At 43.4% G+C, this 26,301-nt stretch carries 27 protein-coding genes; 14 read left to right on the forward strand and 13 right to left on the reverse strand.

Features of this window, described 5'->3' with window-relative positions:
* Nucleotides 1-37 precede the first annotated feature (37 nt).
* Together IDJ76_RS01375 and IDJ76_RS01380 are read right to left on the reverse strand one after the other, a co-directional pair.
* On the reverse strand, nucleotides 38-373 hold the full coding sequence (locus IDJ76_RS01375) for a MerR family transcriptional regulator (protein WP_191159964.1): 336 nt from the start codon (nucleotides 371-373) through the stop codon (nucleotides 38-40).
* 62 nt (nucleotides 374-435) lie between these two features.
* On the reverse strand, nucleotides 436-978 hold the full coding sequence (locus IDJ76_RS01380; protein WP_191159966.1) for a shikimate kinase: 543 nt from the start codon (nucleotides 976-978) through the stop codon (nucleotides 436-438).
* Nucleotides 979-1,743: 765 nt separating this feature from the next.
* On the opposite strand from IDJ76_RS01380, the gene alaS reads away from it, so the two are divergent.
* On the forward strand, nucleotides 1,744-4,437 hold the full coding sequence (gene alaS, locus IDJ76_RS01385; RefSeq protein WP_191159968.1) for an alanine--tRNA ligase: 2,694 nt from the start codon (nucleotides 1,744-1,746) through the stop codon (nucleotides 4,435-4,437).
* Between the two features lie 204 nt (nucleotides 4,438-4,641).
* Here the strand turns inward: alaS and mqnC are convergent, their stop codons facing one another.
* Nucleotides 4,642-5,766 carry a cyclic dehypoxanthinyl futalosine synthase gene (gene mqnC / locus IDJ76_RS01390; RefSeq protein WP_191159970.1) on the reverse strand — a complete coding sequence of 375 codons (1,125 nt, stop codon included), beginning with the start codon at nucleotides 5,764-5,766 and terminating at the stop codon, nucleotides 4,642-4,644.
* Nucleotides 5,767-5,887: 121 nt separating this feature from the next.
* Entirely contained in the window at nucleotides 5,888-7,378 is a 1,491-nt protein-coding gene (locus IDJ76_RS01395) for an ATP-binding cassette domain-containing protein (RefSeq protein ID WP_191159972.1), read from the reverse strand.
* A 190-nt stretch (nucleotides 7,379-7,568) separates the two neighbouring features.
* Between IDJ76_RS01395 and IDJ76_RS01400 the strand changes: the two genes are divergently transcribed.
* Both IDJ76_RS01400 and IDJ76_RS01405 read left to right on the forward strand, forming a co-directional pair.
* The gene (locus IDJ76_RS01400) at nucleotides 7,569-7,736 is read left to right on the forward strand and encodes a phosphatidate cytidylyltransferase (protein WP_191159974.1); all 168 of its coding nucleotides are present in this window, start codon (nucleotides 7,569-7,571) and stop codon (nucleotides 7,734-7,736) included.
* An 87-nt stretch (nucleotides 7,737-7,823) separates the two neighbouring features.
* Complete coding sequence (locus IDJ76_RS01405; protein ID WP_191159976.1) at nucleotides 7,824-8,285, forward strand: PA2169 family four-helix-bundle protein; 462 nt, start codon at nucleotides 7,824-7,826, stop codon at nucleotides 8,283-8,285.
* Nucleotides 8,286-8,338: 53 nt separating this feature from the next.
* Here IDJ76_RS01405 and IDJ76_RS01410 read toward each other — a convergent pair whose 3' ends face one another.
* The 4 genes from IDJ76_RS01410 to IDJ76_RS01425 all read right to left on the reverse strand — a co-directional run bounded on the left by IDJ76_RS01410 (nucleotide 8,339) and on the right by IDJ76_RS01425 (nucleotide 9,774).
* Nucleotides 8,339-8,788 (reverse strand): hypothetical protein, encoded by a 450-nt coding sequence (locus tag IDJ76_RS01410; RefSeq protein ID WP_191159978.1) that lies wholly within the window; start codon nucleotides 8,786-8,788, stop codon nucleotides 8,339-8,341.
* 113 nt (nucleotides 8,789-8,901) lie between these two features.
* Entirely contained in the window at nucleotides 8,902-9,135 is a 234-nt protein-coding gene (locus tag IDJ76_RS01415; RefSeq protein ID WP_191159980.1) for a hypothetical protein, read from the reverse strand.
* A 132-nt stretch (nucleotides 9,136-9,267) separates the two neighbouring features.
* Entirely contained in the window at nucleotides 9,268-9,489 is a 222-nt protein-coding gene (locus IDJ76_RS01420; RefSeq protein WP_191159982.1) for a hypothetical protein, read from the reverse strand.
* An 81-nt stretch (nucleotides 9,490-9,570) separates the two neighbouring features.
* Nucleotides 9,571-9,774, reverse strand: coding sequence for a hypothetical protein (locus IDJ76_RS01425; RefSeq protein ID WP_191159984.1), 204 nt, complete (start codon nucleotides 9,772-9,774; stop codon nucleotides 9,571-9,573).
* A 358-nt stretch (nucleotides 9,775-10,132) separates the two neighbouring features.
* On the opposite strand from IDJ76_RS01425, the gene IDJ76_RS01430 reads away from it, so the two are divergent.
* From IDJ76_RS01430 to IDJ76_RS01440, 3 genes are all read left to right on the forward strand, one after another.
* The gene (locus tag IDJ76_RS01430; RefSeq protein WP_191159985.1) at nucleotides 10,133-10,699 is read left to right on the forward strand and encodes an RNA polymerase sigma factor; all 567 of its coding nucleotides are present in this window, start codon (nucleotides 10,133-10,135) and stop codon (nucleotides 10,697-10,699) included.
* A 17-nt stretch (nucleotides 10,700-10,716) separates the two neighbouring features.
* Nucleotides 10,717-11,823 carry a S1C family serine protease gene (locus tag IDJ76_RS01435; protein WP_191159987.1) on the forward strand — a complete coding sequence of 369 codons (1,107 nt, stop codon included), beginning with the start codon at nucleotides 10,717-10,719 and terminating at the stop codon, nucleotides 11,821-11,823.
* Between the two features lie 128 nt (nucleotides 11,824-11,951).
* Nucleotides 11,952-12,977, forward strand: coding sequence for a S41 family peptidase (locus IDJ76_RS01440; protein WP_191159989.1), 1,026 nt, complete (start codon nucleotides 11,952-11,954; stop codon nucleotides 12,975-12,977).
* 41 nt (nucleotides 12,978-13,018) lie between these two features.
* Here IDJ76_RS01440 and IDJ76_RS01445 read toward each other — a convergent pair whose 3' ends face one another.
* From IDJ76_RS01445 to pdxH, 3 genes are all read right to left on the reverse strand, one after another.
* The gene (locus IDJ76_RS01445) at nucleotides 13,019-14,143 is read right to left on the reverse strand and encodes an NADH-quinone oxidoreductase subunit D (protein ID WP_224746186.1); all 1,125 of its coding nucleotides are present in this window, start codon (nucleotides 14,141-14,143) and stop codon (nucleotides 13,019-13,021) included.
* Nucleotides 14,144-14,369: 226 nt separating this feature from the next.
* Nucleotides 14,370-14,867 (reverse strand): NADH-quinone oxidoreductase subunit C, encoded by a 498-nt coding sequence (locus tag IDJ76_RS01450; RefSeq protein ID WP_191159991.1) that lies wholly within the window; start codon nucleotides 14,865-14,867, stop codon nucleotides 14,370-14,372.
* A complete protein-coding gene (gene pdxH, locus IDJ76_RS01455) occupies nucleotides 14,864-15,511 on the reverse strand; it encodes a pyridoxamine 5'-phosphate oxidase (protein WP_191159993.1) in 648 nt (215 codons plus the stop codon). The genes IDJ76_RS01450 and pdxH overlap by 4 nt, the downstream gene beginning before the upstream one ends.
* A 108-nt stretch (nucleotides 15,512-15,619) precedes the next feature.
* Here pdxH and IDJ76_RS01460 point away from each other — a divergent pair, with 108 nt between their 5' ends.
* From IDJ76_RS01460 to IDJ76_RS01480, 5 genes are all read left to right on the forward strand, one after another.
* Nucleotides 15,620-16,183: a YqgE/AlgH family protein gene (locus IDJ76_RS01460; protein WP_191159995.1), complete on the forward strand. Its 564-nt coding sequence runs from the start codon at nucleotides 15,620-15,622 to the stop codon at nucleotides 16,181-16,183.
* 107 nt (nucleotides 16,184-16,290) lie between these two features.
* Nucleotides 16,291-17,019, forward strand: coding sequence for a dioxygenase family protein (locus IDJ76_RS01465; protein ID WP_191159997.1), 729 nt, complete (start codon nucleotides 16,291-16,293; stop codon nucleotides 17,017-17,019).
* 10 nt (nucleotides 17,020-17,029) lie between these two features.
* On the forward strand, nucleotides 17,030-17,527 hold the full coding sequence (locus tag IDJ76_RS01470; RefSeq protein ID WP_191159999.1) for a hypothetical protein: 498 nt from the start codon (nucleotides 17,030-17,032) through the stop codon (nucleotides 17,525-17,527).
* Entirely contained in the window at nucleotides 17,527-18,186 is a 660-nt protein-coding gene (locus IDJ76_RS01475) for a pirin family protein (RefSeq protein WP_191160001.1), read from the forward strand. The genes IDJ76_RS01470 and IDJ76_RS01475 overlap by 1 nt, the downstream gene beginning before the upstream one ends.
* Before the next feature lie 103 nt (nucleotides 18,187-18,289).
* Entirely contained in the window at nucleotides 18,290-18,760 is a 471-nt protein-coding gene (locus IDJ76_RS01480; protein WP_191160003.1) for a hypothetical protein, read from the forward strand.
* Here the strand turns inward: IDJ76_RS01480 and purE are convergent.
* Nucleotides 18,757-19,257, reverse strand: a complete 501-nt coding sequence (gene purE, locus IDJ76_RS01485) for a 5-(carboxyamino)imidazole ribonucleotide mutase (RefSeq protein ID WP_191160005.1) — start codon at nucleotides 19,255-19,257, stop codon at nucleotides 18,757-18,759. The genes IDJ76_RS01480 and purE overlap by 4 nt on opposite strands.
* A gap of 245 nt (nucleotides 19,258-19,502) precedes the next feature.
* Nucleotides 19,503-20,642, reverse strand: coding sequence for a 5-(carboxyamino)imidazole ribonucleotide synthase (locus tag IDJ76_RS01490; RefSeq protein WP_191160007.1), 1,140 nt, complete (start codon nucleotides 20,640-20,642; stop codon nucleotides 19,503-19,505).
* A 205-nt stretch (nucleotides 20,643-20,847) separates the two neighbouring features.
* Here IDJ76_RS01490 and IDJ76_RS01495 point away from each other — a divergent pair, with 205 nt between their 5' ends.
* From IDJ76_RS01495 to IDJ76_RS01505, 3 genes are all read left to right on the forward strand, one after another.
* The gene (locus IDJ76_RS01495) at nucleotides 20,848-22,302 is read left to right on the forward strand and encodes an NADP-dependent isocitrate dehydrogenase (protein ID WP_191160009.1); all 1,455 of its coding nucleotides are present in this window, start codon (nucleotides 20,848-20,850) and stop codon (nucleotides 22,300-22,302) included.
* Between the two features lie 150 nt (nucleotides 22,303-22,452).
* A complete protein-coding gene (locus IDJ76_RS01500; protein WP_224746151.1) occupies nucleotides 22,453-23,751 on the forward strand; it encodes an MFS transporter in 1,299 nt (432 codons plus the stop codon).
* A 147-nt stretch (nucleotides 23,752-23,898) separates the two neighbouring features.
* Nucleotides 23,899-26,292, forward strand: coding sequence for an MG2 domain-containing protein (locus tag IDJ76_RS01505; RefSeq protein ID WP_191160011.1), 2,394 nt, complete (start codon nucleotides 23,899-23,901; stop codon nucleotides 26,290-26,292).
* The last annotated feature ends 9 nt before the right edge of the window (nucleotides 26,293-26,301 follow it).

A 26,301-nucleotide genomic window follows, 5' to 3' on the forward strand; every position in this document is an offset into this window, starting at 1 on the left:
TAGGTTTAGGAAATAAAATTAAGATAAGTATTGGTGATTACAACTGATCGCGTACTTCGAGCAGGAACTTTTTCATGCTCTCCAGCGAATCTATCACACGCTGATTGTCGCGTGTGTCGCCCATGTTGTTTTTAAGATGGTCCTTAGCACCCTGCAGGGTATAGCCTTTATCATTAATGAGGTGGAAGATGATCTTAAAGTTCTCCAGGTCCTCGGGTGTAAAATAGCGGTTGCCTTTTTTGTTCTTTTTGGGTTGCAGAACATCAAACTCCTTTTCGTAAAAGCGGATCAACGACTGGTTAACATCAAACATAGCCGACACCTCACCCATGGTGTAGTACATTTTGCTGATCTCGCGTTCTTTGTAAGGCATACGCAAAGGTAAAGTTTATTTCGAATTTCGGATTTTCAATTTCGAATTTGTTAACTGCCTTTTCATTTTAAACTATCGACTGCCGCCAACACCATTTCAACCCTTTCATCCACGGTCTTGTCGCCCCTTATCTGCAATACCGGGCAGGTAACACTTCCAAACCAATCTTCATGAATGCCGATGTTTCGGCCGGTGAAATTGCGGTCGTCATATTTTGCGGCCCAGGCAATAAAGTCTTTATAAAGTTGATTACGCACCGGGTCGGTGTAGATCGTATCGCCGTAGCGTTCAACTTCGCGGGCTTTCAATCGGTTTAGCCTGATCTCTGCAGGCAGATAAAGAAATACCACCAGGTCAAACATTGCTTTCCATTCTTCTCCCCAGCTTACCAGTGAGCCACCTACAATGCAGCTTTCCTGTTTAGCCATATCATCTTTTAAAGCCTGGATGCGCAAAGTCGGTTCGCGCTTGACGGTATAGGGGATCCCGGTTTTTACCCAAAAATGATCGTCTGTATCAAAATAGGGGATATGCAGCTTGTCGGCAAGGGCCTGCCCCAAAGTGGTCGACCCTGCGCAGGAAGCACCCATGATGTGGATTTTCATAGTTTGCGAATTTAATTGATTTGTAACGCGTAACAAATGAGTCTGACAAACTTAACACTAAGCTTAAAACGCGGCGTAACGCACGGATGGAACTGCACCTGATAAAGCATTAACTTTCATAGGGCGGAACCAAGCTGCGACTTTTCCGCACTCGCTCGGCTCTTACCGAGTTAGATTTTATAAGGCCTCCAGCAGCAGTTTCAAGAGATCTCGCCGGCCGGAGGCCGTAAGATAATCGTCACTCGGCGCAGCCGAGCGACTGCATGGGCTTGCAAGGATGTGGTTCCCGCACTCGCTCGGCTCTTGCCGAGTGAGGTTTATTATAAGGCCTCCGGCCGCAGTTTTAACAGGTCTCGCCAGTCGGAAGCCGTGAGATAATCGTCACTTGGCGCAGCCGAGCGACTTCAATGAAACATTCCCGCACTCGCTCGGCTCTTGTCGAGCGAGGTTTACTTATAAGGCCTCCGGCCGCAGTTTTAACAGGTCTCGCCAGCCGGAAGCCGCGAGATAATCGTCAATCGGCGCAGCCGAGCGACTGCAATGCGCTTGCGATGACCCCGCACTCGCTCGGCTCTTGCCGAGTGAGGTTTATTATAAGGCCTCCGGCCGCGGTTTTAACAGGTCTCGCCAGCCGGAAGCCATGAGATAATCGTCACTTGGCGCAGCCGAGCGACTGTAATGCACTTGCAAGACATTGTTTGTTTCCAGAATAATTTCGAAATACTAAATTCGACATTCGAAATACAACTATTACCTTTGCACCTTATGACAGCTACCCAAATCCGCCAGGCTTTCCTTGATTTTTTTGCTTCTAAAGGGCACGTAATTGTGCCAAGCGCACCAATCGTGGTTAAAAACGACCCCACCCTGATGTTCACAAACGCAGGGATGAACCAGTTTAAAGACGTATTTTTAGGCGACGCAGCTGCCAAAGCACCCCGCGTTACCGATACACAACGCTGTCTGCGGGTAAGCGGCAAGCACAACGACCTAGAAGAGGTGGGGATTGATACCTATCACCATACCATGTTCGAGATGCTGGGCAACTGGAGCTTTGGCGATTACTTTAAAAAAGAAGCCATTGCCTGGAGTTGGGAATTGCTTACCGAAGTTTACAAATTAGATAAAAACCGCCTGTACGTTACCTATTTTGAGGGCGACGAGAAGGAAGGTTTGGCAAAAGATACAGAAACCTACGACTTGTGGAAACAGTATGTAGACGAAGCGCACATTTTGCCCGGCAACAAAAAAGATAATTTTTGGGAAATGGGCGAAACCGGCCCCTGCGGACCCTGCTCAGAAGTGCATTTTGACAGTCGCCCGGATAATGAGCGCTCCGAAGTGAGCGGTGCTACTTTAGTTAATGCCGACCACGATCAGGTGATAGAGATCTGGAATAACGTGTTTATGCAGTTTAACCGTGTAAAAGATGGTTCGTTGCATCCGCTGCCAAACAAGCATGTAGATACCGGGATGGGCTTTGAACGTTTAGTGCGTGTGTTGCAGGGTAAAAGCTCTAATTACGATACAGATGTTTTCCAGCCGATGATCCAGTTCATTGCGGAGAAAAGCGGTAAGACATATAACAGTGCCGCCAAACCAGGCGATACCGATTGGAACGATGCGGTAGCCATGCGTGTATTGGCAGACCACATTCGTGCGATAAGTTTTGCAATTGCTGACGGACAACTACCTGCAAGTAATAAAGCCGGTTACGTTATCCGTAGGATCTTACGCCGTGCGGTACGTTATAGCTACCAAACACTGGGCTTTAAAGAACCATTCTTTAATGAATTAGTGCCATTATTGGCCGAACAATTTAAAGGGGTATTCGATGAGTTGTGGAATCAAAAGGATTTTGTGCAGAAGGTGATTTTGGAAGAAGAGGTTGCGTTTTTGAGGACTTTATTTGCAGGTATAAGAAAGTTCAGTGAATTAACATCAGTTGTACGTGGCGGCACCACCATTTTAAATGATGGTGTTTTTGTCGAATATGAACCTGGCGTAAATATTATTTCCGGTCAGGCGGCATTTGAGCTTTCCGACACTTACGGTTTTCCGATTGACCTTACTGAATTAATGGCTCGTGAGAAAGGCTGGAGCGTAGATATCGAAGGCTTCAATTCTGCCCTTCAAGCCCAAAAAACCCGGTCTCGCGCTGCTACGGCTATCGATACCGGCGACTGGATTCTGGTAAAAGACGAGGATGAAGCCGTTGAATTTACAGGCTACGATGAAACTGAAACCATTGCGCATATTATCAAATACCGAAAAGTAACGGCCAAGGGTAAAGAGCAGTTCCAGATCGTTCTGGATAAAACACCTTTCTATGCCGAAAGCGGCGGCCAGGTAGGGGATAAAGGCGAACTGATTTTCCCTAACGGTGAGATCATCGAGGTAAACGATACCAAAAAGGAGAACGGCTTGATCGTTCATTTTACGGATACGTTGCCATCCACACCTGATGATGCCCTGACAGCTATTGTTGATGCGGAGCGCCGTAACAACACCAATAATAACCACAGCGCTACACACTTGCTGCATGCCGCCATGAAACAGGTATTAGGAACACACGTTAATCAAAAGGGATCGTTAGTGAACGCCGATTACCTGCGATTTGATTTTTCGCACTTTGCAAAGGTGACCGAAGAGGAACTGGCAAAAATTGAGGCCATCGTAAATGAAAAGATCCGCGAGAATGTATTTTTACAGGAAGAGCGCAACGTACGTTATGACCAGGCTATCAGCAGCGGCGTTACCGCCCTGTTCGGTGAAAAATACGGCGACCATGTACGTGTGATCACCTTCGACGCTACGTTTAGTAAAGAGCTTTGCGGCGGTACCCACGTAAAGGCCACCGGCCAGATAGGCTACTTTAAAATAGTGGCCGAAAGTGCCGTTGCCGCAGGTGTTCGCCGGATAGAGGCCATTACCGGCATCGCTGCCGAGAATTATATCATCGAGCAAAGTAAGCTGGTGCAGCAGGTAAAGGAGCTGCTAAAGAACCCGAAAGATATTGCCAAGAGCATTGAAAGCTTATTGGAAGAAAACAGCCGCCTGAAAAAGGAGATCGAGAAAACCGTGTTGGAAAAATCATCCGGTTTAAAGGATGAACTGGCTAAAAAGGTAGAAAACATCAACGGCATTAATTTCATCGCCCAAAAGGTAACACTACCTAACGCCGAGGCGGTAAAGAACCTGGCCTATAACTTAAAGGATATTGTGTCTGACCTGTTCCTGGTGTTGGTTGCCAACATCGACGGCAAACCCAATATTACAGTAATGATAGCGGAAAACCTGGTGAAGGATAAAGGGCTGCATGCGGGCAATATTGTAAAAGAGTTAGCCAAAGAAGTAAAAGGCGGCGGCGGTGGTCAGCCGTTCTTTGCTACCGCAGGTGGTAGTGATGTAAGCGGTTTGGATAAAGCATTGGAAAAAGCAAGGACGTTTTTGGGATAATAAAAGCATAGTTGCCGTTTCGAACGAGCGATAGCGAGGGTGTGCGAATGGGTGAGAAGAAATCCTGATCGATATGCAAAGTTAGAAATTTTTGTATATCCGCTTTATGTAACGAACAAGATTCCTCGTCGGTGCGCTATTGATGAAATGACCGCTTTTTTGTGCTTTCCAAACTTTATCTTACCCTAAATAGGACCGGCCTTTTTAATAATTTATAACCTGTTCTTCTATTTCAGCCGGTACATCGCGCCAATCGTATTTTTGGGTACGGAGCTGTGGTTCAAACCCTGCCTCTTTAATAGAATCCTGGATGCCTTTGGCGGTAAACCTGTGCGGTGCACCTGCGGCAGAAACCACATTCTCTTCTATCATGATCGAACCAAAGTCGTTAGCGCCCGCATGCAAACACAATTGAGCTACCTGTTTCCCAACGGTTAACCAGGATGCCTGGATATTTTTTACATTAGGCAGCATGATGCGGCTCAGGGCTATCATTCGGATATATTCGTCGCCGGTTACGTTATTAGTGATACCGCGTACTTTTCTCAACAATGTTCCATCATCCTGGAACGGCCATGGGATAAATGCCACAAAGCCATGATTGCCTTCTGGTTTTTCTGATTGTACCTCGCGAATCCACACCAAATGCTCAAAGCGTTCTTCAATGGTTTCGATATGGCCAAACATCATGGTGGCTGATGTTGGTAAGTTAAGCTGATGCGCCGCACGCATTACATCCAGCCATTCCTGCCCGCCACATTTACCTTTCGATATAAGGCGGCGTACGCGGTCGTTCAGGATCTCGGCACCTGCACCGGGTAATGAATCTAAACCGGCATCTTTCATAGCCTTCAGCACATCGTAATGGCTCATGTTATCCAGCTTGGCCACGTGGGCAATCTCCGGTGGACCTAACGAATGAAGTTTTAATTTTGGATAGAGCTGTTTTAATTCGCTGAACAGATCTGTATAGAATTTTAACCCCAGGTCGGGGTGATGGCCTCCCTGTAATAATAGCTGGTCGCCACCCAGGCGGAATGTTTCTTCAATCTTCTTCTTATAGGTCTCTATATCAGTAATATAAGCATCCTCGTGGCCAGGGCGACGGAAGAAATTACAAAACTTACAGTTGGCGATACAAACGTTGGTGGTATTCACGTTTCTATCTATCTGCCAGGTAACTTTACCATGCGGCACTTGAATTTTTCGCAGCTCGTTCGCTACGTACATCAAATCGGCAGTGCTGGCATTGTTGTATAGGTAAACTCCCTCATCAATGTTCAAAAAATCGAAGGCTAAAGCACGCTGTAACAGATCGGCAGTATTCATATACAAATATACGTAGTGGAAACAGAAAGGTGAAAGGCAAAAGGTGAAAGGTTACATTAGGCTGTCTGAATCAGAATTTACAGAATTTTTAGATTAACAGGATAATTCTGAAAATTCTGATTCAGACGACCACTGCCCCTTTGTCTAATTTCAATACTTTATCTACACTATCCGGTATCTCGTGTTGGTAATGTGTTACATAGATCAGCGTTACCGGGCTAAGCTCACATATAGTATCAACTACAGCTTTAAAATGCTGCTGCTGGTGGTCGTCCAGTCCCTGGCAGGGTTCGTCAAATAGGAGTAGAGTGGGGGTTTTAATGAGGGCGCGGGCAAGTAGGCAAAGGCGTTGCGCACTGGCGGGAATGTTTTTTAATACTGTAAGGGCATATTGGTCAATCTCCAAAGCCTTCATCCATTTCAAGGCCAGGTCTGCTTTGGTTTTACTGCTTTGACGGAAAAGGCCCAAGGTGTCATAAAAGCCGCTTTCTATTACCTGCAGGCAGGAGTTATCGGTAGGAAAGTACTGGTACAACTCGGGCGATACAAAGCCTATTTTGCTTTTTATATCCCAGATGCTTTCGCCCGTTCCGCGTTTTTTATCAAACAGTACAATATCATTGGCATAGGCGTGCGGGTTATCTCCGTTCACCAAACTTAGTAAAGTTGATTTGCCCGCTCCATTTGGGCCGAGCAATGCCCACCTATCACCGGGCTTAACCCGCCAGTTGATATGATTCAATACCTTCTTTTCTCCATATTTGATCACCACATCGTCCATGCTGATAATGGATTTGTACAGGCTTTGTTGGTTCTCCACTAATTCTTGTAGGGCAAGCTTGTTTATTAATGGGGTGCTATTGTTTTTATGATCGCTTGCATCAAACTGTTGGCGGGTTAGACTTTCTGTTATGTCGCCGTCTTCCAAAACTGCCACGTTTGTTATTACATCAGGCAGTTCGCTGTTTGATGACGCCATAATAAGGGTAATACCCGATTCGGCTATTTCTGTAAGTAATAGGTTGAACGATTTCCTTGTTTGCACATCCAGTCCGGTCATGGGGTTATCTAAAAGTAACAGCAAAGGGTTTTTCAACAAGGCAGCAGCTATCATCAGTCTTTTAGTTTCGCCGTTAGATAGCTTGATGGTTTGTTTATCTATCAGCTCAGTAAGGTTTAACGCCGCCACCGTTTTTTCAAAGGTCCAATATAACGGGCTATAACTATTAGGTTTAATGTTATGCAGATAATCACTCACGGTTAGTGCATCCTCCGAGTCGGACGAGTTGTAACGTTGCTGATAATATAGGTCGCCGGTGTTTGACAGGTTTTTAAAACGATGCCTGGCCCCGGCAAAAGCTATAAAGCGATGAAAGGTTAGGGGAGCGGCAGTTTCCAACTTAATATCATTCATGAAATGATAGTTTATCTTGCCTCCGTTAACGCCCTGGTTGCCAGAGATAATTTGCAGCAACACACTCTTTCCTGATCCGCTCTTGCCGGTTATTGCCCAGTGTTCGCCTTTCAAAACGGCGAAATCCATATCTTGAAATAATGGGTTATTCGCAAACTTAACGGCGATATGTTCGGCAGAAAAGAGAAGAGGTGTCATGCGGTGAAATTACAATTTTTGAAGTCAGGCAAAACAGGTTGTTGCGTTTTTTACCATTATGTTACCCTGCTTGTATGATTTGCTGTACAGTTTTAAACCCAAACATATCTTAATAAGATAAAAAGTGGTTTTTATTAAACAGGTATCATTATTGTAATAGGTTTTACAGATCATAAAATCTTATACAAACATGAAAAAACTTAACTTATTAATGCTCGGCTTTTTGGTTGCTACATTAAGTAGCTGCTCTGTAATCGGTGGGATATTTAAAGCAGGTGCATACACGGCCATCATCGGAATCGTTATTGTTATTGCTATTATTATTTGGATCATTTCTGCATTCAGGGGCAAATCATAAAGTTATCTGAATTTAACCATAAGCTATTGTTTTTTAATTAAAACAATAGCTTTTTTGTTTGGTTATGATAACATAAAACATATAACCATGGAAAATTCAAAAGCAACTATAGAAACCCTTAACGATCTGATTGAGATCAATAACGACCGTATCATTGGATTTGAAAATGCTACTAAAGAGTTAAAGCCCGAAGACAGCGGACTTAAAACGTTATTCACCGGACTTATCGGCGATAGCCACAACTTTAAAATGGAGTTAGCTACAGAGGTAGTTGCGTTAGGGCACGATATAGCCCAGGGCGGAACTACCAGCGGTAAATTACACCGTTCCTGGTTAGATGTTAAAGCAGCGTTTAGCGGTCACAGTAAACGTAGCATTTTAGAGGAGTGTGAATTTGGAGAAGATGCTATTAAAGATGCTTATAAAAAGGCAATAGCTGATGAGGCTACTCCTGCGTACATTAAAGATATTTTAGTGAAGCAACAATCGGCACTGCAGGAAGCACATGACCAGATCAAAGGCTTACGCGATAGTGTGGCAAACAACTAATTAAAGTTTATAGAATATTTATTAAGGAGTGCCCGTAAGGCACTCCTTTTTTTTTAATTAACGCGTTTGTTGTCAATAACCATTTCTAAAACTTTCCAGCTGTTTTTGTCCGCCCAATCGCCCCCAGTGTAGGCTAATTTAGCCTGCCACTGGCTCTTGCTGAATTTACCTCTGCTGTCTTGGGCATTTACGTACGACGAAATTTGGTATAAGTTATGCGCAGTATCAACATTCCCCTGAAAATCATCTTTAGAGAAGGTAGCCGACTCCGGCTGGTTTACTTTTTCTTTTACAAATGCCTTGGCTATTGCAAAAGCCTCCTTATCTATCGGTTTGCGATTAACATGCAACCTGCGGTTCTGAAATATCCGCGACATGAAAACTACAAACACCAGAGCAAATAAAATAGAGAATATGGTAGCCAGGCGTACGCGTGGGTGATGGCGCCAGTGCGCGTTTTTGCGTTGGTCATTACTCAGGCTATTCCACTCGGCGTATCTCATCGTTATAAGGTTGTTTCAGCAATAACAAAATTGCGGGTAAATGTTTTAGAAATATAAAAGCAACAAAAAAGCCGCGGGTATAAACCTGCGGCTTTTTTGTTTTCTAAAAAAAATTACATTTTTTTAGTTGAATCCATCTTCATTTTAGAAGCAGTGTCCATTTTAGCTGAGTCCATTTTCGCAGCGGTATCCATTTTGGCAGCGGTATCCATTTTGGCAGCAGTGTCCATTTTAGCTGAGTCCATTTTAGCTGAATCAGCAGCATCAGAAGCTGATTTACCTTTACAAGCAACAGCGGAAACAGCGATAGCTAAAGCTACAACCGCAAGTTTGAATGAATTTTTCATTTTTTGTGTTTTTTAAGTGATTTAATAGTTTTCAAGTATTAATACCACAAATAAGAAAAGGTAACCCACATTTTTTAAAAAAATGTAAATTACCTTTCCAAAAACTAAAAAGCTTAAAAAAGCTAATCGAAATTATTTTTTAATCTCAGTTTTTTTAGTTTCAACTTTAACAGTTGTATCTTTCTTAGCTGAATCAGCTTTGATAGTTGTGTCTTTAGAAGTTGTATCAGTTACGATAGTTGATGAATCGGTTTTAGTAGTATCAGAACCACCTTCAGCAGATTTACCTTTGCAAGCAACAGCAGAAACAGAAATAGCTAAAGCCAAAACGGCTAATTTGAATGAATTTTTCATGATTGGGAGTTTATTGTATGTTTAAAATTTGTGTTAATAACTATGTTGGGAACAGAGAGGGCTAACTGCTCTGGTCAAATATTACATTTTAGCTGCAGTATCCTTTTTAGATGAGTCAACCAATACGGTATCTTTTTTAGTAGAGTCGATAACGGTTGTTGATTTAGTTACTGTTGAATCAACAACGGTAGTATCAGAACCACCTTCTTTTTTAGGGCCGCCACAGGCAGCTACAGAAACTGCTACAGTTAAAGCTAAAAGGGCCAATTTGAATGAATTTTTCATGTGTGTTAGTGTTAATATTTTCAATGTTTAGTACTGTTAATGCCCAAAAGTGAAAAAGGTAACCCAATTATTTTACAAATATTTAAATTGATTTTAGCAGGTGTGTGCATCAAACAACAATTCGGATGGTAACGATACTAAATAAAACCGCCTACCGCTAATTAACACCGCACTGTTTTCAATAAATTCAAATTATAATGGCAGCCGCATTTTTTAACTATCGTTTTATAAACGATATTGCGGGTTAATAAAAATGAGCAATACGGCAGGTTTAGTCCCGTTAGATAATGTTGCACCTATTAATCGAAAAAATAATTCATTGTGTTGGGTTACAATTCAATATAATTTGTATTAAGTAGTGAATAAACAGATAGAAGTGGAGTTACCTGCGGATAGTGAAGTGATCATTGGGATACTTAACAACTCCGACAGTGTATTAAAAAGATTATACTTGGCTTATTTCCCCATGGTTTTACAACTTGTTCTTAATAATAGCGGGAGCGAGGATGATGCCAAGGATATTTACCAGGAAGCGATAATAGTTCTTTATAATAAGGTTAAAAGTGGCGATTTTGAACTAAGCAGTAAGTTAAAAACATATATATATAGTATATGCAGGCGGCTTTGGCTTAAAAGGCTTAAACAACTGAACAGGTACGGCGGCGATATTAAAGATTTCCAGGAATATTTACCGGTTGAGGATGAGTTAGAGAAACACCATGAAAAGGACGAACAATTAAACAAAATGGCTGATGCATTAAGTTTGTTGGGCGAACCTTGCAAAACTATAATGGAAGACTTTTATATGCATAGTAAATCTATGCAGGATATTTGCGAAAGGTTTGGGTATACCAATGCCGATAACGCTAAAACGCAGAAATACAAATGCCTGCAAAGGTTGAAGAAATTATTTTTTCAGCTATAATAGAAAGGGGTGAACTGATGAGAGAAGAACAACTTTTAGAAATGATCGAACGCTATTTAAATGGCGAGATGACCAACGAAGAGCGCGCGAAATTTGACGCTTTACGTAGTAAAGATGCTTCGATAAACGATAAACTGGCCGAGCATAAAAGCTTTACCGGCCTGCTTAAACAATTTAGCGACCGTTTAGCTTTGGAAAACAGGCTGAACGCAATTCATAATGAGATTGATGTGCATACCTTGAAAGAGGACCTGATGTCGCATCCGTCTATTATTGTACAGTTATGGCGTAATCACCACTCTAAGATCTCGGTTGCTGCTTCTATCGCTATTTTTGCAATATTATGTACTTTATATTTTACCGGCGATCTCACTAATAAAGACCCCCGTTTTGTTGAATTGAAACGTGAGGTTGGTAAATTAAAACAATCGACAGAGAGCCTTAACCGTTCGCAGAAAAACCTAATCCACGATATTAAGAACGATAAAAAGATGACTAACCCCGGTAACTTTAGTGGTACCGGGTTTGCGCTGTCATCAAATGGTTATATTGTAACTAACTACCATGTGGTTAACGGTGCCGATTCCGTATACGTGCAAAACGCTGACGGCGAATCTTTCCACACTAAAGTTATTTATACCGAGCCCCAATATGATATCGCTATTTTGGAGATTAATGATCCGGCTTTTAAAAATCTGGGTGCAGTACCCTATGGCTTTAAAAGAGCTAAAAGCGACCTTGGCGAAGATGTATTTACGTTAGGCTTCCCTGGCGATGATATTAAATTCGGTCCGGGTGCTTTAACAGCTAATACGGGGTTCCGCGGCGATACTACCGAGTACGAAGTTTATATCCCCGTTAACCAGGGTAACAGTGGTGGCCCGTTGATAGATGAGAAGGGTAATGTCATCGGCGTAATAACCGGTAAGCAAACCCAAACATCGGGAGCGGCATTTGCAGTAAAATCAAACTACCTGTTAAAGACCATCCAAAATATCCCTGCCGACTCGTTAAGTAAAACGCTTAACATGAATACCAAAAACACACTTGCAGGCTTGAGCCGCCCGCAACAGATCAAAAAAATGCGTAACTACGTATTTATGGTTAAGGTATATAACCAGTAAAGTAATTATTACAGAGTAGAAAAAAGGTGCAAGAAATTGCACCTTTTTTTTGTGATCTATAAGTTGCCGTGCCCGTAACTTATCCGGCTATCGGGCGTCTTATAAGTGAGCCAACCTATAACACTTTTATGAAAATAAAACTTTTATTGCTAACCTTTTTTATCCCCCTGTTTAGTTTCTCGCAACAATCATTAACAAGTGCCGATAGTGCCCGCAAGGTTATTGATACGGCGTTAGCTTACGCTAAAAAAAGTTCGATATATCGCGATAAAGTAGATTGGAAAAACCTGACAGATTCGGTAAAAATCAAAAGTAAAGACGCGGCAAATATCAATGCGGCGATGCCGGCTGTTGCGTTAATGTATAAAATGCTTGGCGACTTTCATGGTATGGCACTGTACCAGGGTAAAACTTATAAATGGGCTACAACAAAAGTAAAAGCCGATAAGGAAAAATATAAGGAGCTTTTTGCAAAATTTAAGAGAGGTAATACACAAATTGAAACGCGTGTTTTAGAGAATGGATATGGTTACCTTTTAATACCAGGAAACAACCCGACCAGGCAGGGCGAAATTCAACTGATTGCCGCGCAAATACAGGATTCATTGACAAAGTTAAATCCGGCTAAACTTAAGGGTGTAATAATTGATTTAAGGTTGAACACCGGCGGCAACATGTGGCCAATGATACTTGGCGTAGGTAACCTGGTAAGCGCTGGCAAATTAGGCACATTTGTCTATCCGGTAGCTTCGATGAATGAGTCGTGGTCTGTTAAGGATACCAGTATTTATTCTGATGCTAACAAAGTTTGCTCGGTTAAGGCATTCAGTAAAGTAAACCCAAAAATTAAGATTGTGGTTTTAACATCACCTTACACGGCAAGTTCTGGGGAGGCGACCGCTATTACATTCAAAGGTCAAAAGAATGCCCGTATAGTTGGAGATGTGAGTGCCGGATATACTATTGCTAATGAGGGCTTTAGTTGCTACGGGGTGCAGTTTATAATGGCCACCTCTGTTGAGGCTGATAGGACCGGCAAAGTTTACTACGAAAACGTTCCGCCCGATCAGGAGGTTATTGCTGGCGATAACTTTAACGATTTTAGTAAAGACGCCAAGATAATTGCGGCACTAAGGTGGATGAAAGGGAAGTAAGCCGTGCCTTTTATGAAGCTTTACCGTTTACTACTTCCGTACTACCTGTCTACCTCGCCTAATACAAAATCTAACGAGCCGATGATAGCGATCAAATCGGCAATCATTACGTTTTGAGAAATTGCCGGTAATACGGAAAGATTATTAAAGCTTGGCCCGCGTGATTTAGCCCGGAAAGGTATCTCTGAGCGGCCATCGGTTACAAAGTAAAAACCCAGTTCGCCTTTAGCGCCTTCGGCACGCATATAGTAATCCTGTGCTTTCGGGGTGATCTTGCGCGGCAGCTTAGCTCTTGGATCAAACTCGGGTGTTCGTTTAAGCTCTTTTTGCAGGCGGTCAAGGCATTGCTCTATCATTTTAACAGATTGCTCTATTTCATCAACCCTAACCTTGTAGCGGTCCCAGCAATCGCCCAGGGTGCCCATTTCACCTTTACCTACCGGGATCTCAAAATCCAGTTCGGGATATGCAGAGTAGTTATCTATCCGGCGCAGATCATACTTTAAGCCTGATCCACGCAATACCGGGCCCGAGCAGCCGTAATTTATAGCCACATCTAAAGGTATAACACCTACGTTAGCCGTACGGCTGATAAAGATCTGGTTATCGGTTAAAAGCTGGTTAAGCTCGATCATTTTGGGTTTAAAATAATCAACAAACTCGCGGCAGCGTTCCTCAAAGCCCACCGGCAGATCATAAAATAAGCCACCAACCCAAATATAATTGTAAAGCATGCGCGAACCCGAGGCCCACTCCAGCATGCCCATTATATGCTCCCGGTCACGAAAACACCATAAGAAAGGGGTAAAGGCGCCTATATCTATGCCATAGGTGCCGATAGCAATCAGGTGCGATGCAATGCGGTTCAACTCGCAAACCAGCACGCGGATATATTCAATACGCTTAGGGATGTCTTTATCTATCCCCAGCATCCGTTCAACACCCATAACCCATGCGTGGCTGTTATTCATGGATGCCAGGTAATCCATCCTGTCGGTAAACGGGATAGTTTGCTGATAGGTTAATGATTCGGCGTGTTTTTCAAAACAGCGGTGCAGGTAGCCAATATGCGGGATAACTTCCTTCACAATCTCGCCATCGGTAATCAGTTCCAGCCGCAAAACACCGTGCGTAGACGGATGCTGCGGCCCCATGTTCAGCACCATATCTTCCACACTGGAATCTGCTATCTTTTTGTTATAGCGATCAAGAGCTTCGTTGTATTTCGATATTTGTGTTTCCACTGTTATTTACAATGTGTGTAAAACCATATCATTTCGAACGAACATAGCGAGGATAAATCTTATTCAGAATGCAATGTTTACCATCTTTAATTCTAAGAGGATTTCTCCTCGTTCCTCGTTCGAAATGACAATTTGAGGCTACATTTTCTTAATCTATTTTTATCCCCTTATAATACTCTGCCGATTGATAGTCTTTTCTTAACGGATATCCTTCCCAATCATCGGGCAGTAATATACGCCTTAAGTCGGGGTGGCCCTCAAAGTAAATACCTATCATATCATAAGCTTCACGTTCGTGCCAGTCGGCAGTGCGGTAAACAGATACAATGCTCGGGAAAGCGGGTAATTCCTGCTTATCCCGGTTATTTGGTTTGCTTACCTTTAATGTCAGCTGCAATTGGTAAGGGATAGACGAAAGGTGATAAACCACCCCAAAGCGGCCGTCATCCACACCATAATCCATACCGCTAAGGCACGATAAAAAATCAAAGTAGGTTTTGGCATTATCGCGCAACTCTAAACACACCGCGGCAATTTGGCCGGAGTCTATTAACAAGGCCGGCTGCAACCCGGTGCGTTCTTCGCCGGTAATTACATTTTCGCCAAACTTTTCAGTCAGCAATAGTTTAATATCATCAAAACTCATGGCGCAAGGCGAACAATCTTCCAGGTTTTTTTATCAGTTCTTTTATATAGGATCCTGTCATGCAGGCGGCTGCGGCGCCCCTGCCAAAATTCAATCAGCGTTGGTTTTAGCACATAGCCACCCCAAAAAGATGGTTTCGGGATCTCTTTATCAGCGTATTCGGCTTCCAGTTCGGCCATTTTTTGCTCTAATGCTTCGCGGCCCGGAATTTCCTGGCTTTGCGGCGATGCAGCTGCACCTATCTGGCTTTTTATTGGGCGGCTATGAAAGTATTTTTCAGAGTAACCCTTGTCCAGCTTATCAATCGTACCTTCAATCCTTATCTGGCGTTCCATATCGCCCCAATAGAATATCAATGCACCAACAGGGTTTTTAGCTATCTCTTTACCCTTGCGGCTCAAGTAATTGGTGTAAAATTTGAAGCCTTCATCGCTAAAGCCCTTTAATAAAACGATCCTTGCCGACGGGCGGCCATCAGTTGTAGAAGTAGCTAAAGTCATGGCATTGGGCTCATGCACTTTGTAGTTAATAGCTTCGTTAAACCATTTATCAAACTGGCGCATCGGGTTGGCATCTACATCGGTTTCGCTAAGCGAGGCCGCGCTGTAATCTTGTCTTAAGTTCTCTATGTCTTTCTGATCCATCAACGCAAACTTACAAATTAATTAAACCGTAAATATTGTATGGCATTCATTTTAACTGTTAAAGAACATATTTTTACAATAAGCGTTATTGTTTAAACTTTACAACCTATGCTTAGTGCAATTACGCCTGCTGCCGGCCGGTTACTCATATCAGAACCTTTTATGCCCGACCCTAATTTTAAGCGGTCTGTTATCCTTCTAACCGAGTATAGTGAGGGTGGCGCCATGGGCTTTATCTTGAACCATCAGGGTGAGTATTTGCTGGGCGATATTTTGCCGGATGTATCCTACTCCGAGATCCCTGTATATACGGGCGGGCCTGTTGCGGCCAATACCTTACATTACATTCACCGTTGCCCGGATAAGATAGAAGGTGGCGTTGAAATTTGGGACGGTATATACTGGGGCGGCGATTTTGAACAGGTAAAGGAATTGATCAATACCTATCAATTGAAAGAGGATGAGGTGAAATTCTTTACAGGGTACTCGGGCTGGACACCTGCACAATTGGATGATGAGTTGCGCGAGGATGCCTGGATAGTAGCAAATAAATTTGAGGCAGACACCGTTTTTAGTAACGGCGAGCACAACGTATGGAAGGAGGTAGTGATTAGCCTGGGCCAACGTTATGCACACATTGCCAACTTTCCGGAGAACCCTCTTTTGAACTAAATTTTTGTCGATACAAAAACTCCTTTAATCGACACTAAATCGCTGTTGCGTTTCATACATCTATCTTTAAATCAGTAACCAGAAATTGATTTAACACACTATAGATTATGGAACGTAAGAATTTTTTAAAAAGCCTGATGGTGGGCGCAGTATCATCATCAGTATTAGTACAAGCTTGTCAAAAGGAATCTGCAGATGCTTCTACAGGCAGTGCAACTACCGGTACAACAACAAGCAGTTCGGGCACCTCTTCAAGTTGCACCGTTGCACCTACGGAAACTGAAGGGCCATTCCCTACCAAGGTGCCTGCTTCCTATATCCGCAGCGATATCACCGATGGCCGCACCGGCTATAAAATGACGGTGAATATTGTGATCACCAACAGTAATAACAGTTGTAATGCTTTAGCAAATGCCATGGTCGATATCTGGCATTGCGATTCGGAAGGGAACTATTCCGAATATGGCGGCAGTGGTATGCAGGCAACCAATTATACTACTGTACACTTTTTACGCGGCAGGCAAACAACTAACAGTAGCGGCGCTGTAGCGTTTACCTCCATCTTCCCGGGGTGGTACAGCGGCCGTGCAACACATATTCATGTGCACGTTTATAATTCATCGGGCACGTCATTAAAAGTTACGCAGATCGCTTTCCCTGAAGGTACCGGCACCGCCTTATCCATAGTGAATGGCTATAACAAGGGGATGACCGGCTATATCACTAACGCTAACGACAACGTTTTTAGTGACGGCTACTCGACGGAATTGGCAAGTGTTAGCGGTAATAAAACAGATGGTTTTGTATTGAATATTACCCTTGCTGTACCGGCGTAACCCAATCGATATGCGCATCATCACCCTGAGTTACCGCAAAGTGATTGACTGTACTGCCGATAAGACCTGGGATAAAATGTTTTTTAACGACTCGTACCTGGAGTTTAAAATGCAGGCCCAAAATTACACGCAAGGCACGCAGATTACCTCATACGCCGAATTAATACGAACCGACCCAAATGCTAACAAACTGGCCGGGATGATCACACCTGCCATTACCGGTTACATTCAACAATTGCAAAACGTCGTACCGGATATCCTGAACAATTCGGGCAGGCGGTTTTTACGGTTTAACAGGTTTCAACTGGAGATTATCAACTCGGATATTTACCATAGAGCCAGGCACCAGATAGAATTAAACTTCTACACTGAACCGCTGGTTTGGCATGACACAATTGGGAACTTTATGCTGGTGTCTGATTGCGACGCAGCAGGCGAAGAAGTGCGAACGAATTTATTTGAACTGCAGCCTTTTTTGAACATTTACACCATAAAACAGCAGCAATAATGGAAACGTTATCCCCGGGACAGATTTACCTGGCCGACCAGCGCGTGCTGGAAGAGAACAACATTTACCGCCGATACAGGAGCTTTAATCAGGATCGCGCTGCTTTTGGGTATCTGTTTGTGTTTAACGACGACCTGTTAGCCGCGGGTAAATCTGTAACGTTAACTATTGAGGAGGATTGCTATTTTGTGGTAATCCCGGTAACGGGCGAGGTACTGGTTGATGGTATCAATATCGACGTTGGCGAGGTAGTGGTAAGATTTGCCCGCATAGGGCAAATAATTGAGTTAAGAAACCCATACGATACCGATTGGATAAACTTTTTATACCTGCAAATTAAGGCTGACCATATGCCGGAGCAAGTAAATTATCAATTCCGTTTCGACCTCGAAACCAGCCCAGATAAACTGATTGACATCACATGTAGCACTTTACCATTTGCTTTACAGATAGGCATGTTTGCCGGGCGAAATGAAGCGTTGTACCAGATTAAAGAAAATTTTACCTTGCTTTATGCCTTTGTAATTGCCGGCGCTTTTGAGTTGCAGGGTCGCTTGCTACACGAGCGCGATGGCTTGGCTTTATGGGGTTTAACCGAGGCCGACCTTGAAGCCTTGAGTAATAACGCCGTAGTGTTATTGCTTGAAATGGAGGCTTAAAACAATTCGTAATTAGCAAAAATCACTGCTGATTTTTATTTTTGGCATTAAACCATTCGGTTTACGCTTGCTCTAATTAAAGCTAAACCGAATTACTTTGCCTATGAACCACCTGTTACATTTATCTAAACGTGTCGCTTTTTTTGCCTGTTTGCTTTTAACACTGAGCGCTTGCTTTACCAATCACGATAACTATTATTACAAAAAACAAATTCAGGGTAAATGGCTTATCAAAACCATTACGATAACTAATTATGTGCACAGTGTAGCGCAACCCGCGCAAACCAAAAGTACATTCAGCGCAGCCGACTATCTTCAATTTAATGCCGATGGCTCCGGATACCTGGCTTTAAACGTGGCACCATCTAACCAGTTGTTAGGCGGAATGAACTACACTATAAGCGGTTCCGATCAAAATAATGTGGCAGCTGTGAGTAGCGCCGGGACGTTGAACTTCAAGATCCTGAGTATGGACAATGTTTCCATGCGAATAGTTTACACGCAAAACGACCGATCTGCAAATATTGCCGACAGAACTTATGAGGAATATGAAGTGAGCGTAGCCCGTAATTAACTATTGCCTTTTTCCATCTCCGCAGCCGAAGCTTCGACCACCTGCTTTAATTTTTCTTTAAAGGCGATGAGTTTAGCTACCAAATATTCATCAGCTGTAGACAAAATCTGCGCGGCCAATATGCCAGCATTTTTTGCAGCGTTAAGCGCGACTGTAGCGACGGGGATGCCGTTAGGCATTTGCAGTATAGACAGGATAGAATCCCAGCCGTCGATAGAGTTACTTGATTTCACAGGCACACCAATAACCGGCAAATGCGTTAGTGAAGCCACCATGCCCGGCAAGTGCGCGGCACCACCGGCACCGGCTATGATCACTTTAATGCCCCGGTCGGCAGCGGCACGGGCATAGCTAAACATCCTGTCGGGGGTGCGGTGGGCAGATATGACAGTTATCTCGTAGGCTACACCCAGTTCTTTTAAAACATCCGCGGCATCCTGCATTATATTCAGGTCCGATTTGCTACCCATTATAATGGCTATTTTTGGTTGGCTCATGGTATTTTTAGTGTTTTATTAATTATGTCATTGCGAGGAGCATAGCGACGTGGCAATCTCAGCACATCCGCTTGTCCTCTGAGATTGCCGCGCTATCGCTCGCAATGACATTATATGATTAGTATTCTTTAGTTCTTTTTGTAGTTCATGTCACTGCGAGGAGCGTAGTGACGTGGCAATCTCAGCATATCCGCTTGCCCTCTGAGATTGCCGCACTATCGCTCGCAATGACATAGAGTGAACTTTTAAGCTATCACTTTCAAAGTTTCCTGCACATAACGCGCTTTCTCAATTGCTTTTTCTCTGTCGTTATCTACGATGGTAACATGCCCCATTTTACGGAAGGGTTTGGTCAAAGCTTTTCCGTACAGATGCACATAAACACCGTCGCATTTCAAAACCTTCTCAATTCCCTGGTAAACGGCTGGGCCTTCAAAGCCGGCTTCACCTAATATGTTAATCATGATAGCGTTGCTTAGGCTGGCGGTGTCACCTAACGGCTGGTTGAATATGGCCCTTAAATGCTGTTCAAACTGCGATACCACATTGCCCTCGATTGTCTGGTGGCCGCTGTTATGCGGGCGCGGGGCAAGCTCGTTCACTAATATCTTGCCGTGTTTATCTAAAAACATTTCTACGGCCAGTATGCCAACAATATTTAAAGTTTCGGCAATGCGTTTGGCAATGTTTTCGGCCTCCATCTGCACTTCGAAGGGAAGGGTTGATGGCGCTATTAAAAACTCCACCAAATTAGCTTCGGGGTTAAACTCCATTTCTACCATCGGGAAGGTTTTTACTTCGCCGTCTTCGTTGCGGGCTACGATCACGCCAATCTCTTTTTCAAAATCGATCATTCGTTCCACCAAACTCGGTTCGGTGAAAGCATTGGCCAGGTAGCCTTCATCTAATACCTTATAAACGCCTTTGCCGTCGTAACCGTCACGGCGCAACTTTTGAATGTACGGGAATGGGATGTGGCTTTCTCTTAATTGCTCTGCCGATGAGATGATCTGGAAGTCTGCAGTTGGGATGTCGTTCTCTTTAAAGAATTGTTTTTGCAGGCCCTTATCCTGTATCAAGCGGATAATGCGCGATTGCGGGTAAACCTGTACGCCTTCTTTTTCCAGTTGTTCCAGCGCATCAACGTTAACCTTCTCAATCTCGATAGTTAGCAGATCAACCTTTTTACCGAAGTTGTAAACGGTTTCGTAGTCGCTTAATGACCCTACAACAAATTCATTACAAAGGTGGCGGCATGATGCCTCGCGGTCAGGGTCTAAAACTTTAACAGTAACGTTGTAATTGATGGCTTGCTGTATCAGCATACGGCCCAATTGGCCGCCGCCTAATATCCCTAATCGTAAATCGCCGTAAAATGCTTTCATATATGGTGCGGCAAATTTAACCTATTTCTTTCAAAAACCTGCTCACTAAAAATTGTTGATTAAAACAGATGTGTTTAGTTGACACAATAAAGTACATTGCAGGTACTTACAATGTCACAAATCAGCAGTAAAAGCTATGCTGACATACCAAAATAGCTTCAAAAAGCCTATCTTTGCGGCGTTTTACAGAAATACACTTCCACACATGAAAACCAAAATAGCAGTAGCAAAAGGCGACGGTATCGGGCCAGAAATTATGGCCGCCGTACTCCGCATATTCGAAGCAGCCAACGTACAGCTCGATTACGAGTATGTAGAAATGGGTAAATCTTATTTTGACGCGGGTCACTCTACCGGCATGACCGCCGCCGCAAAGGAAACCATCGAGCGCTTGGGTTTATTGTTTAAAGGCCCTATGGAAACCCCTAAGGGTAAGGGGGTTAAAAGCATCAATGTAACTGCACGTAAAACATGGAATACCTATGCTAACCAGCGCGATTTCAGATCCTTAAACGGGGTGGATACTGTGTTTTCTAAAGCGGGCATTCCCATTAATTTGACTATTGTTCGTGAAAATATTGAGGATACCTACGGGGGTATCGAACACCTGCTGACTAATGACGTAGCCGTTGGCCGTCGTATTATTACCCGACCTGGCTCGGCCCAGGTTATCCGTTACGCTTTTGAAATGGCGCGCCGCAAGGGTTATACCAAGCTGGCTTGTGGCCACAAGGCGAACATTATGAAATTAACCGACGGGTTGTTCCTGGAAACCTTTAATGAGATAGCCAAGGAATACCCGGATATCGAATCATCAGATATTATTGTAGATGATTTGTGTATGAAACTGGTATCGCGCCCGGAAATGTTCCAGGCTATCGTTTTAACCAACCTGCAGGGCGATATCGTATCTGACCTTTGCGCCGGTTTAGTGGGTGGTTTAGGCTTTGCGCCGTCTGCCAACATTGGCGATAACATATCAATTTTCGAGGCTGTACACGGTACTGCGCCGGACATAGCCGGCCGTGGTATTGCTAACCCTACAGCCTTGTTACTATCAGGGATATTGATGTTACGTTATCTAGGCTTTACAACAGCTGCTGCAACAATCGAGAATGCTTTATTGTACACCTTAGAACAAGGTATCCATACCGGTGATTTTGGCGACAAGCGTACGGAAGCTGCCAATACTGAAGTGTTTTCTGATGCGATAATTGGTAACTTAGGCAAACTGCCCGGTAAAGACGCTGTAATTGCACAGCCCGATATGGAAGTTAAGGCCAATCACGATCATCCGCTAAAAAATAAACTGACCGTAAGCTCAACCGTATCTGAAGAAATGGTAGGGGTGGATGTTTTTGTGGAATCTAACCAACAGCCCAATGAATTAGCTGCCCTTGCCCAACGCAAACAAACAGATACCTTTCAGTTAGTAATGATCTCTAACCGTGGTACCCAAGTATGGCCTACCGGCTCAATATTTACCGAGTTGGTGAATGAATACCGCATCCGTTTTGAAAAAAAGGACGGTACTACTATCACTCAAAAAGAAATCCTGCATATAGCGGCAGACTTGTCTGAAGATTTTAAGGTGTGCTCGGTTGAGTTCCTGATGAAATTTGACGGTAAAATAGGTTATACGCTGGCGCAGGGGCAATAAGTTAAAAGCGTTAAGTCAAAAATATATAGTAAAAAGCCTGTCAGCGATGACAGGCTTTTTTGTTTGGAAATAATTATCAGGGCAATTGGGATTTTCTTAAAACAAAAATTTAAGTTTTAGTATTTAATATCAATAACTTAAATAAAAAACTTGCTATCGAAATTACCCGTACTTAAAGAGAGCGCAGGGCTGCGTTATTTCACTTTTTTTTATTTATACATTATGCAGGGCATCCCATCCGGGTTTGCACTTACTGCCGTGGCTAATTATTTGGCGGCGAAGGGTTTATCGTCGAGTTCTATCGGCACCTTTGTTGCCATCGTAGGCATTCCCTGGATTATCCAGTTCTTTTGGGGCCCGATTATAGACCGCTATCAGTTTTCCGTTATCGGGCATCGCAAACACTGGGTGGTGCTTACCCAAGCTTTGGCTTTTTTGGCATCCTTAAGTCTGTTGCTTGTGCATGACCCCGTTAAACAGTTAACATTAATGTCGGTTGTGTTTTTTATTCACAGCAATTTTGCCAGCGTGCAGGATGCCAGTGTAGATGCCATTGCCATATCCATAGTTCCTGACGCCGAGCGCGGCCGCGTGAACGCATTTATGCGTGGCGGTTACCTTTTGGGTGTTGCAGTGGGTTCAGCGGGGTTGTCAACGGTAATGCATTATTATGGCTTCTTTTATGCGGCGGCTGCACAATCGGCATTATTGCTGGTAATGACGGCATTAACCTTTTGCATCAGGTTGGATAATACCGACGGCTTTATCCCGTCGTTTAATTTTCGTAGCAGTGTAAGGCCTGGCGCCGATCAGTTGGATAACCCCAAACTGAAGTGGCTGTTTACGCAATTATACCGTGGCATTATGGAAAAGCGCAACCTGCGAACGTTTGGCGTTATCGCGTTGGTTTATACCTGCAACAGCATATTTATCAGGTCGTTTTCATTCCATCTTATTCATAATTTACATTGGGCAGATAACGCTATGTCGGTACTGCAAGGCGGCTGGGGCATTATCGCTACTTTATTGGTCACGCTGGGGGGCGGCGTTATTGCCGATAGAATTGGCCCGGGCCGGTTGCAAATTTGGGTGATGGCAGGCGTTTGTCTTTTCCTGATATTGTTTAATAGTTTCGGTTTGATGTGGGTACACAAACCCCTTAGTATAACAGGTTTAATGCTTTGGAACTTTGCGGACCCGATGTTTAGTGTGGCTGCTATGCCTATTTTAATGGCACTTTGCCGTAAAAAGGTTGAAGGGTCGCAATTTACGGCCTATATGGCTATGGTCAACTTTTGCGATGTGATGGGTTCGTACATCTCCGGATGGGCCATGACCTATACTACTGCACCAATTATCGGGATGGTATGCGGCTGCCTCATCTTTATTTTGATCGCCTTTAAGATCTTTAAAAAAGAGCAATCTATGATAGCCAATTACGCGGTGTAACATCTATCGATATTTTTTCTAGGCACTAATTATATAGTTTTCATTTACTATATTTATGCACCAATTATCAACCTAAGGGCTTGTTTTTAATGTCGTTATCCCAATTATTCGATTGTGATAACGGTTGGGCCTAAAAACCATGTTCGTATGTATAAGCTTACTTTTACTGTGATCGCTTTGTTCACCTTTGTGAGTTTCGCCTTTAGCCAGGCGGATAGCAGCGGCCTCAAAACCGGTAACGGCAAACTTAAAGCTCTGCTTGGCTTGCCCGTAACAGAAAAAGTTTACCTGCATTTAGACAAACCTTACTACGCCCCGGGCGATACGATATATTTTAAAGCCTACTTAACAATGGGCGAGCGGCACCAGCCCTCGCAGATTAGTGGTGTATTACACGCCCAATTGATAGACCCCGGCAATAAAATAAATCAATCGGTAAAATTGAGGGTGTTGAATGGTGTTTGCCAAGGCGACTTTACCTTGCCCGACTCTTTGCAAAGTGGCAGGTACCGCTTAAGGGCCTACACGCAATGGATGCGCAATGAGGCTAACCCTACTTTTTTTGAACAAATCATCCCGGTGGGCATCCAAAAAAATAGTGTATCTACAACAACCGGGGCGGCAAATATTGATAAACCCAAGGTAGACTTTTTCCCGGAAGGAGGGATGTTAGTGGCAGGCATCAGCTCCAATATAGCTTTTAAAGCGGTTGCATCAAATGGGCTTGGGTTGCCGGTAAAGGGCATAGTGCTTGATAATGACGCCAAGCAAATAGCTACTTTTGCAGCCACCCATTTGGGTATGGGGACCTTTTACTTAACCCCGCAAAGCGGCAAAAACTACAGAGCCGTTGTAACTTACGCCGATGGAAGCAGTAATACGGTTGCGCTGCCTGTTGTTACTCAAAACGGCATTACTCTCTCGGTAAACAACGATTCTGTTGGCAAAGCATCTATTAGTATCGAAGCCAATAAAGCATACTATGATGAACATCGTGATCAGGATTATACGGTAGTCATTTACGCAGGGGGTAAGGCTACATCGGTAAGGTCAAAATTAGATAACCCTATAATATCTTTTGACGTTTTAAAAAGGAAACTCGGTACCGGTGTTGTTACCATCACCTTGTTTGATGCTGTAGATGAACCACTTTGCGAAAGGCTCATCTTTGTGCAAAACTACGATCAGTTAGGCTTAACACTTAAAACTGACAGCGGAGCCTATGCACCTAAGCATCAGACAACCATAAGTTTAAAAGCTTTAACCCGAGCCGGACAACCGGCAGTTGGCAATTTTTCGGTATCTGTTACCGATGAAAGCAAAGTACCTGTAAGCGAGAATAGCGAACGTACGATATTAACGGACTTACTGCTCATTTCAGATTTAAAAGGCTACTTAGAACAACCCAATTATTATTTTACTCACCTGTCTGACGAGACAAGTCATGATCTTGACCTGGTGATGCTTACTCATGGTTATCGCAAGTTTCAATGGAAGCAAATTTTAAGAGATTCAGTACCGCCAATCAAATTTCAGCCCGAAAATGGTATTGATATTAACGGGATTGCCAGCAGCCTTGGCGGCTCGCCATTAGTTAACGGTCAGGTGTCATTATTATCACCCGGGAACATGATTCTAAGTGAAAAAACCGATGGCAAAGGTGTTTTTCGTTTTAGCAACGTTGTTTTTAATGATACTGCTAAATTCATCCTGCAGGCGGTTACCAATAAAGGAAAAAAATACACTAAACTGACGTATAACCCCATTGAAAATCAACCGTATATCAATCCTTACAAACCGGGTAAGGACACTACGGCAAGCCAGCTCATGGTTTCATACCTGCAAAACACACAAAAACAAAATGCCTACCTGCAGCAAACCGGTAAGTTAAAAGGCAGAATGCTGCAAGAGGTTAAAATTACGGCTAACAAAATTAAAAAAGTTGAAATTAACAGCCAGCATGGTGTGGCCGATCAGCTGATAACAGGGCAGCAAATTGGAGAAAATGGCCAACTTGTAAACAAGTTGATGGAGTTGCTCAGGTCAATACGCTTTGTACAAGCCCCTAATGGTAACTTATATTTACCGCTATGGAACAAACCTACACTCTCTATAGAACCGATTAAAATTCTGGTGAACAATGCTGAAATGGAGTATGGGTTCGATTTTAATCAGTTTAACCCCGATATGATTGAAAAGGTGGAGGTGTTTGAAAATGCAAACATACTGGCCTTTACTGTTAATTATGGCAAATCTATCAGGAGTATGACCACTACTGGTATTTTGCCTATTACGGTCAAAGGTTTTTATAAGGCCCGCGAATTTTATTCGCCTAAATATAGCCATGTAGATGATAGCGAAAATCCGGCGGATTACCGGTCGACCATATTCTGGAAACCCGATGTGTTAACCGATAAAAATGGCGACGCCACTTTCAATTTTTACAATTCACCGGCAGCAGGGACTTACCGGGTAGTTGTTGAAGGGATAGATGCAAAAGGAAACATTGGCAGGCAAGTGTTTAAATATCAAGTTCAATAAAAGACAGGT

This window comes from Mucilaginibacter glaciei (assembly GCF_014773245.1).
In the GTDB taxonomy this organism is placed as follows: Bacteria; Bacteroidota; Bacteroidia; order Sphingobacteriales; family Sphingobacteriaceae; genus Mucilaginibacter; species Mucilaginibacter glaciei.

What these genes read in the sequence shown, in the direction of transcription:
- IDJ76_RS01375 (WP_191159964.1), bottom strand. Translation starts at nt 373, where the DNA reads ATGCCTTACAAAGAACGCGAGATCAGCAAAATGTACTACACCATGGGT.
- IDJ76_RS01380 (WP_191159966.1), bottom strand. Translation starts at nt 978, where the DNA reads ATGAAAATCCACATCATGGGTGCTTCCTGCGCAGGGTCGACCACTTTG.
- alaS (WP_191159968.1), top strand. Translation starts at nt 1,744, where the DNA reads ATGACAGCTACCCAAATCCGCCAGGCTTTCCTTGATTTTTTTGCTTCT.
- mqnC (WP_191159970.1), bottom strand. Translation starts at nt 5,766, where the DNA reads ATGAATACTGCCGATCTGTTACAGCGTGCTTTAGCCTTCGATTTTTTG.
- IDJ76_RS01395 (WP_191159972.1), bottom strand. Translation starts at nt 7,378, where the DNA reads ATGACACCTCTTCTCTTTTCTGCCGAACATATCGCCGTTAAGTTTGCG.
- IDJ76_RS01400 (WP_191159974.1), top strand. Translation starts at nt 7,569, where the DNA reads ATGAAAAAACTTAACTTATTAATGCTCGGCTTTTTGGTTGCTACATTA.
- IDJ76_RS01405 (WP_191159976.1), top strand. Translation starts at nt 7,824, where the DNA reads ATGGAAAATTCAAAAGCAACTATAGAAACCCTTAACGATCTGATTGAG.
- IDJ76_RS01410 (WP_191159978.1), bottom strand. Translation starts at nt 8,788, where the DNA reads ATGAGATACGCCGAGTGGAATAGCCTGAGTAATGACCAACGCAAAAAC.
- IDJ76_RS01415 (WP_191159980.1), bottom strand. Translation starts at nt 9,135, where the DNA reads ATGAAAAATTCATTCAAACTTGCGGTTGTAGCTTTAGCTATCGCTGTT.
- IDJ76_RS01420 (WP_191159982.1), bottom strand. Translation starts at nt 9,489, where the DNA reads ATGAAAAATTCATTCAAATTAGCCGTTTTGGCTTTAGCTATTTCTGTT.
- IDJ76_RS01425 (WP_191159984.1), bottom strand. Translation starts at nt 9,774, where the DNA reads ATGAAAAATTCATTCAAATTGGCCCTTTTAGCTTTAACTGTAGCAGTT.
- IDJ76_RS01435 (WP_191159987.1), top strand. Translation starts at nt 10,717, where the DNA reads ATGAGAGAAGAACAACTTTTAGAAATGATCGAACGCTATTTAAATGGC.
- IDJ76_RS01440 (WP_191159989.1), top strand. Translation starts at nt 11,952, where the DNA reads ATGAAAATAAAACTTTTATTGCTAACCTTTTTTATCCCCCTGTTTAGT.
- IDJ76_RS01445 (WP_224746186.1), bottom strand. Translation starts at nt 14,143, where the DNA reads ATGGTGCTGAACATGGGGCCGCAGCATCCGTCTACGCACGGTGTTTTG.
- IDJ76_RS01450 (WP_191159991.1), bottom strand. Translation starts at nt 14,867, where the DNA reads ATGAGTTTTGATGATATTAAACTATTGCTGACTGAAAAGTTTGGCGAA.
- pdxH (WP_191159993.1), bottom strand. Translation starts at nt 15,511, where the DNA reads ATGGATCAGAAAGACATAGAGAACTTAAGACAAGATTACAGCGCGGCC.
- IDJ76_RS01460 (WP_191159995.1), top strand. Translation starts at nt 15,620, where the DNA reads ATGCTTAGTGCAATTACGCCTGCTGCCGGCCGGTTACTCATATCAGAA.
- IDJ76_RS01465 (WP_191159997.1), top strand. Translation starts at nt 16,291, where the DNA reads ATGGAACGTAAGAATTTTTTAAAAAGCCTGATGGTGGGCGCAGTATCA.
- IDJ76_RS01470 (WP_191159999.1), top strand. Translation starts at nt 17,030, where the DNA reads ATGCGCATCATCACCCTGAGTTACCGCAAAGTGATTGACTGTACTGCC.
- IDJ76_RS01475 (WP_191160001.1), top strand. Translation starts at nt 17,527, where the DNA reads ATGGAAACGTTATCCCCGGGACAGATTTACCTGGCCGACCAGCGCGTG.
- IDJ76_RS01480 (WP_191160003.1), top strand. Translation starts at nt 18,290, where the DNA reads ATGAACCACCTGTTACATTTATCTAAACGTGTCGCTTTTTTTGCCTGT.
- purE (WP_191160005.1), bottom strand. Translation starts at nt 19,257, where the DNA reads ATGAGCCAACCAAAAATAGCCATTATAATGGGTAGCAAATCGGACCTG.
- IDJ76_RS01490 (WP_191160007.1), bottom strand. Translation starts at nt 20,642, where the DNA reads ATGAAAGCATTTTACGGCGATTTACGATTAGGGATATTAGGCGGCGGC.
- IDJ76_RS01495 (WP_191160009.1), top strand. Translation starts at nt 20,848, where the DNA reads ATGAAAACCAAAATAGCAGTAGCAAAAGGCGACGGTATCGGGCCAGAA.
- IDJ76_RS01505 (WP_191160011.1), top strand. Translation starts at nt 23,899, where the DNA reads ATGTATAAGCTTACTTTTACTGTGATCGCTTTGTTCACCTTTGTGAGT.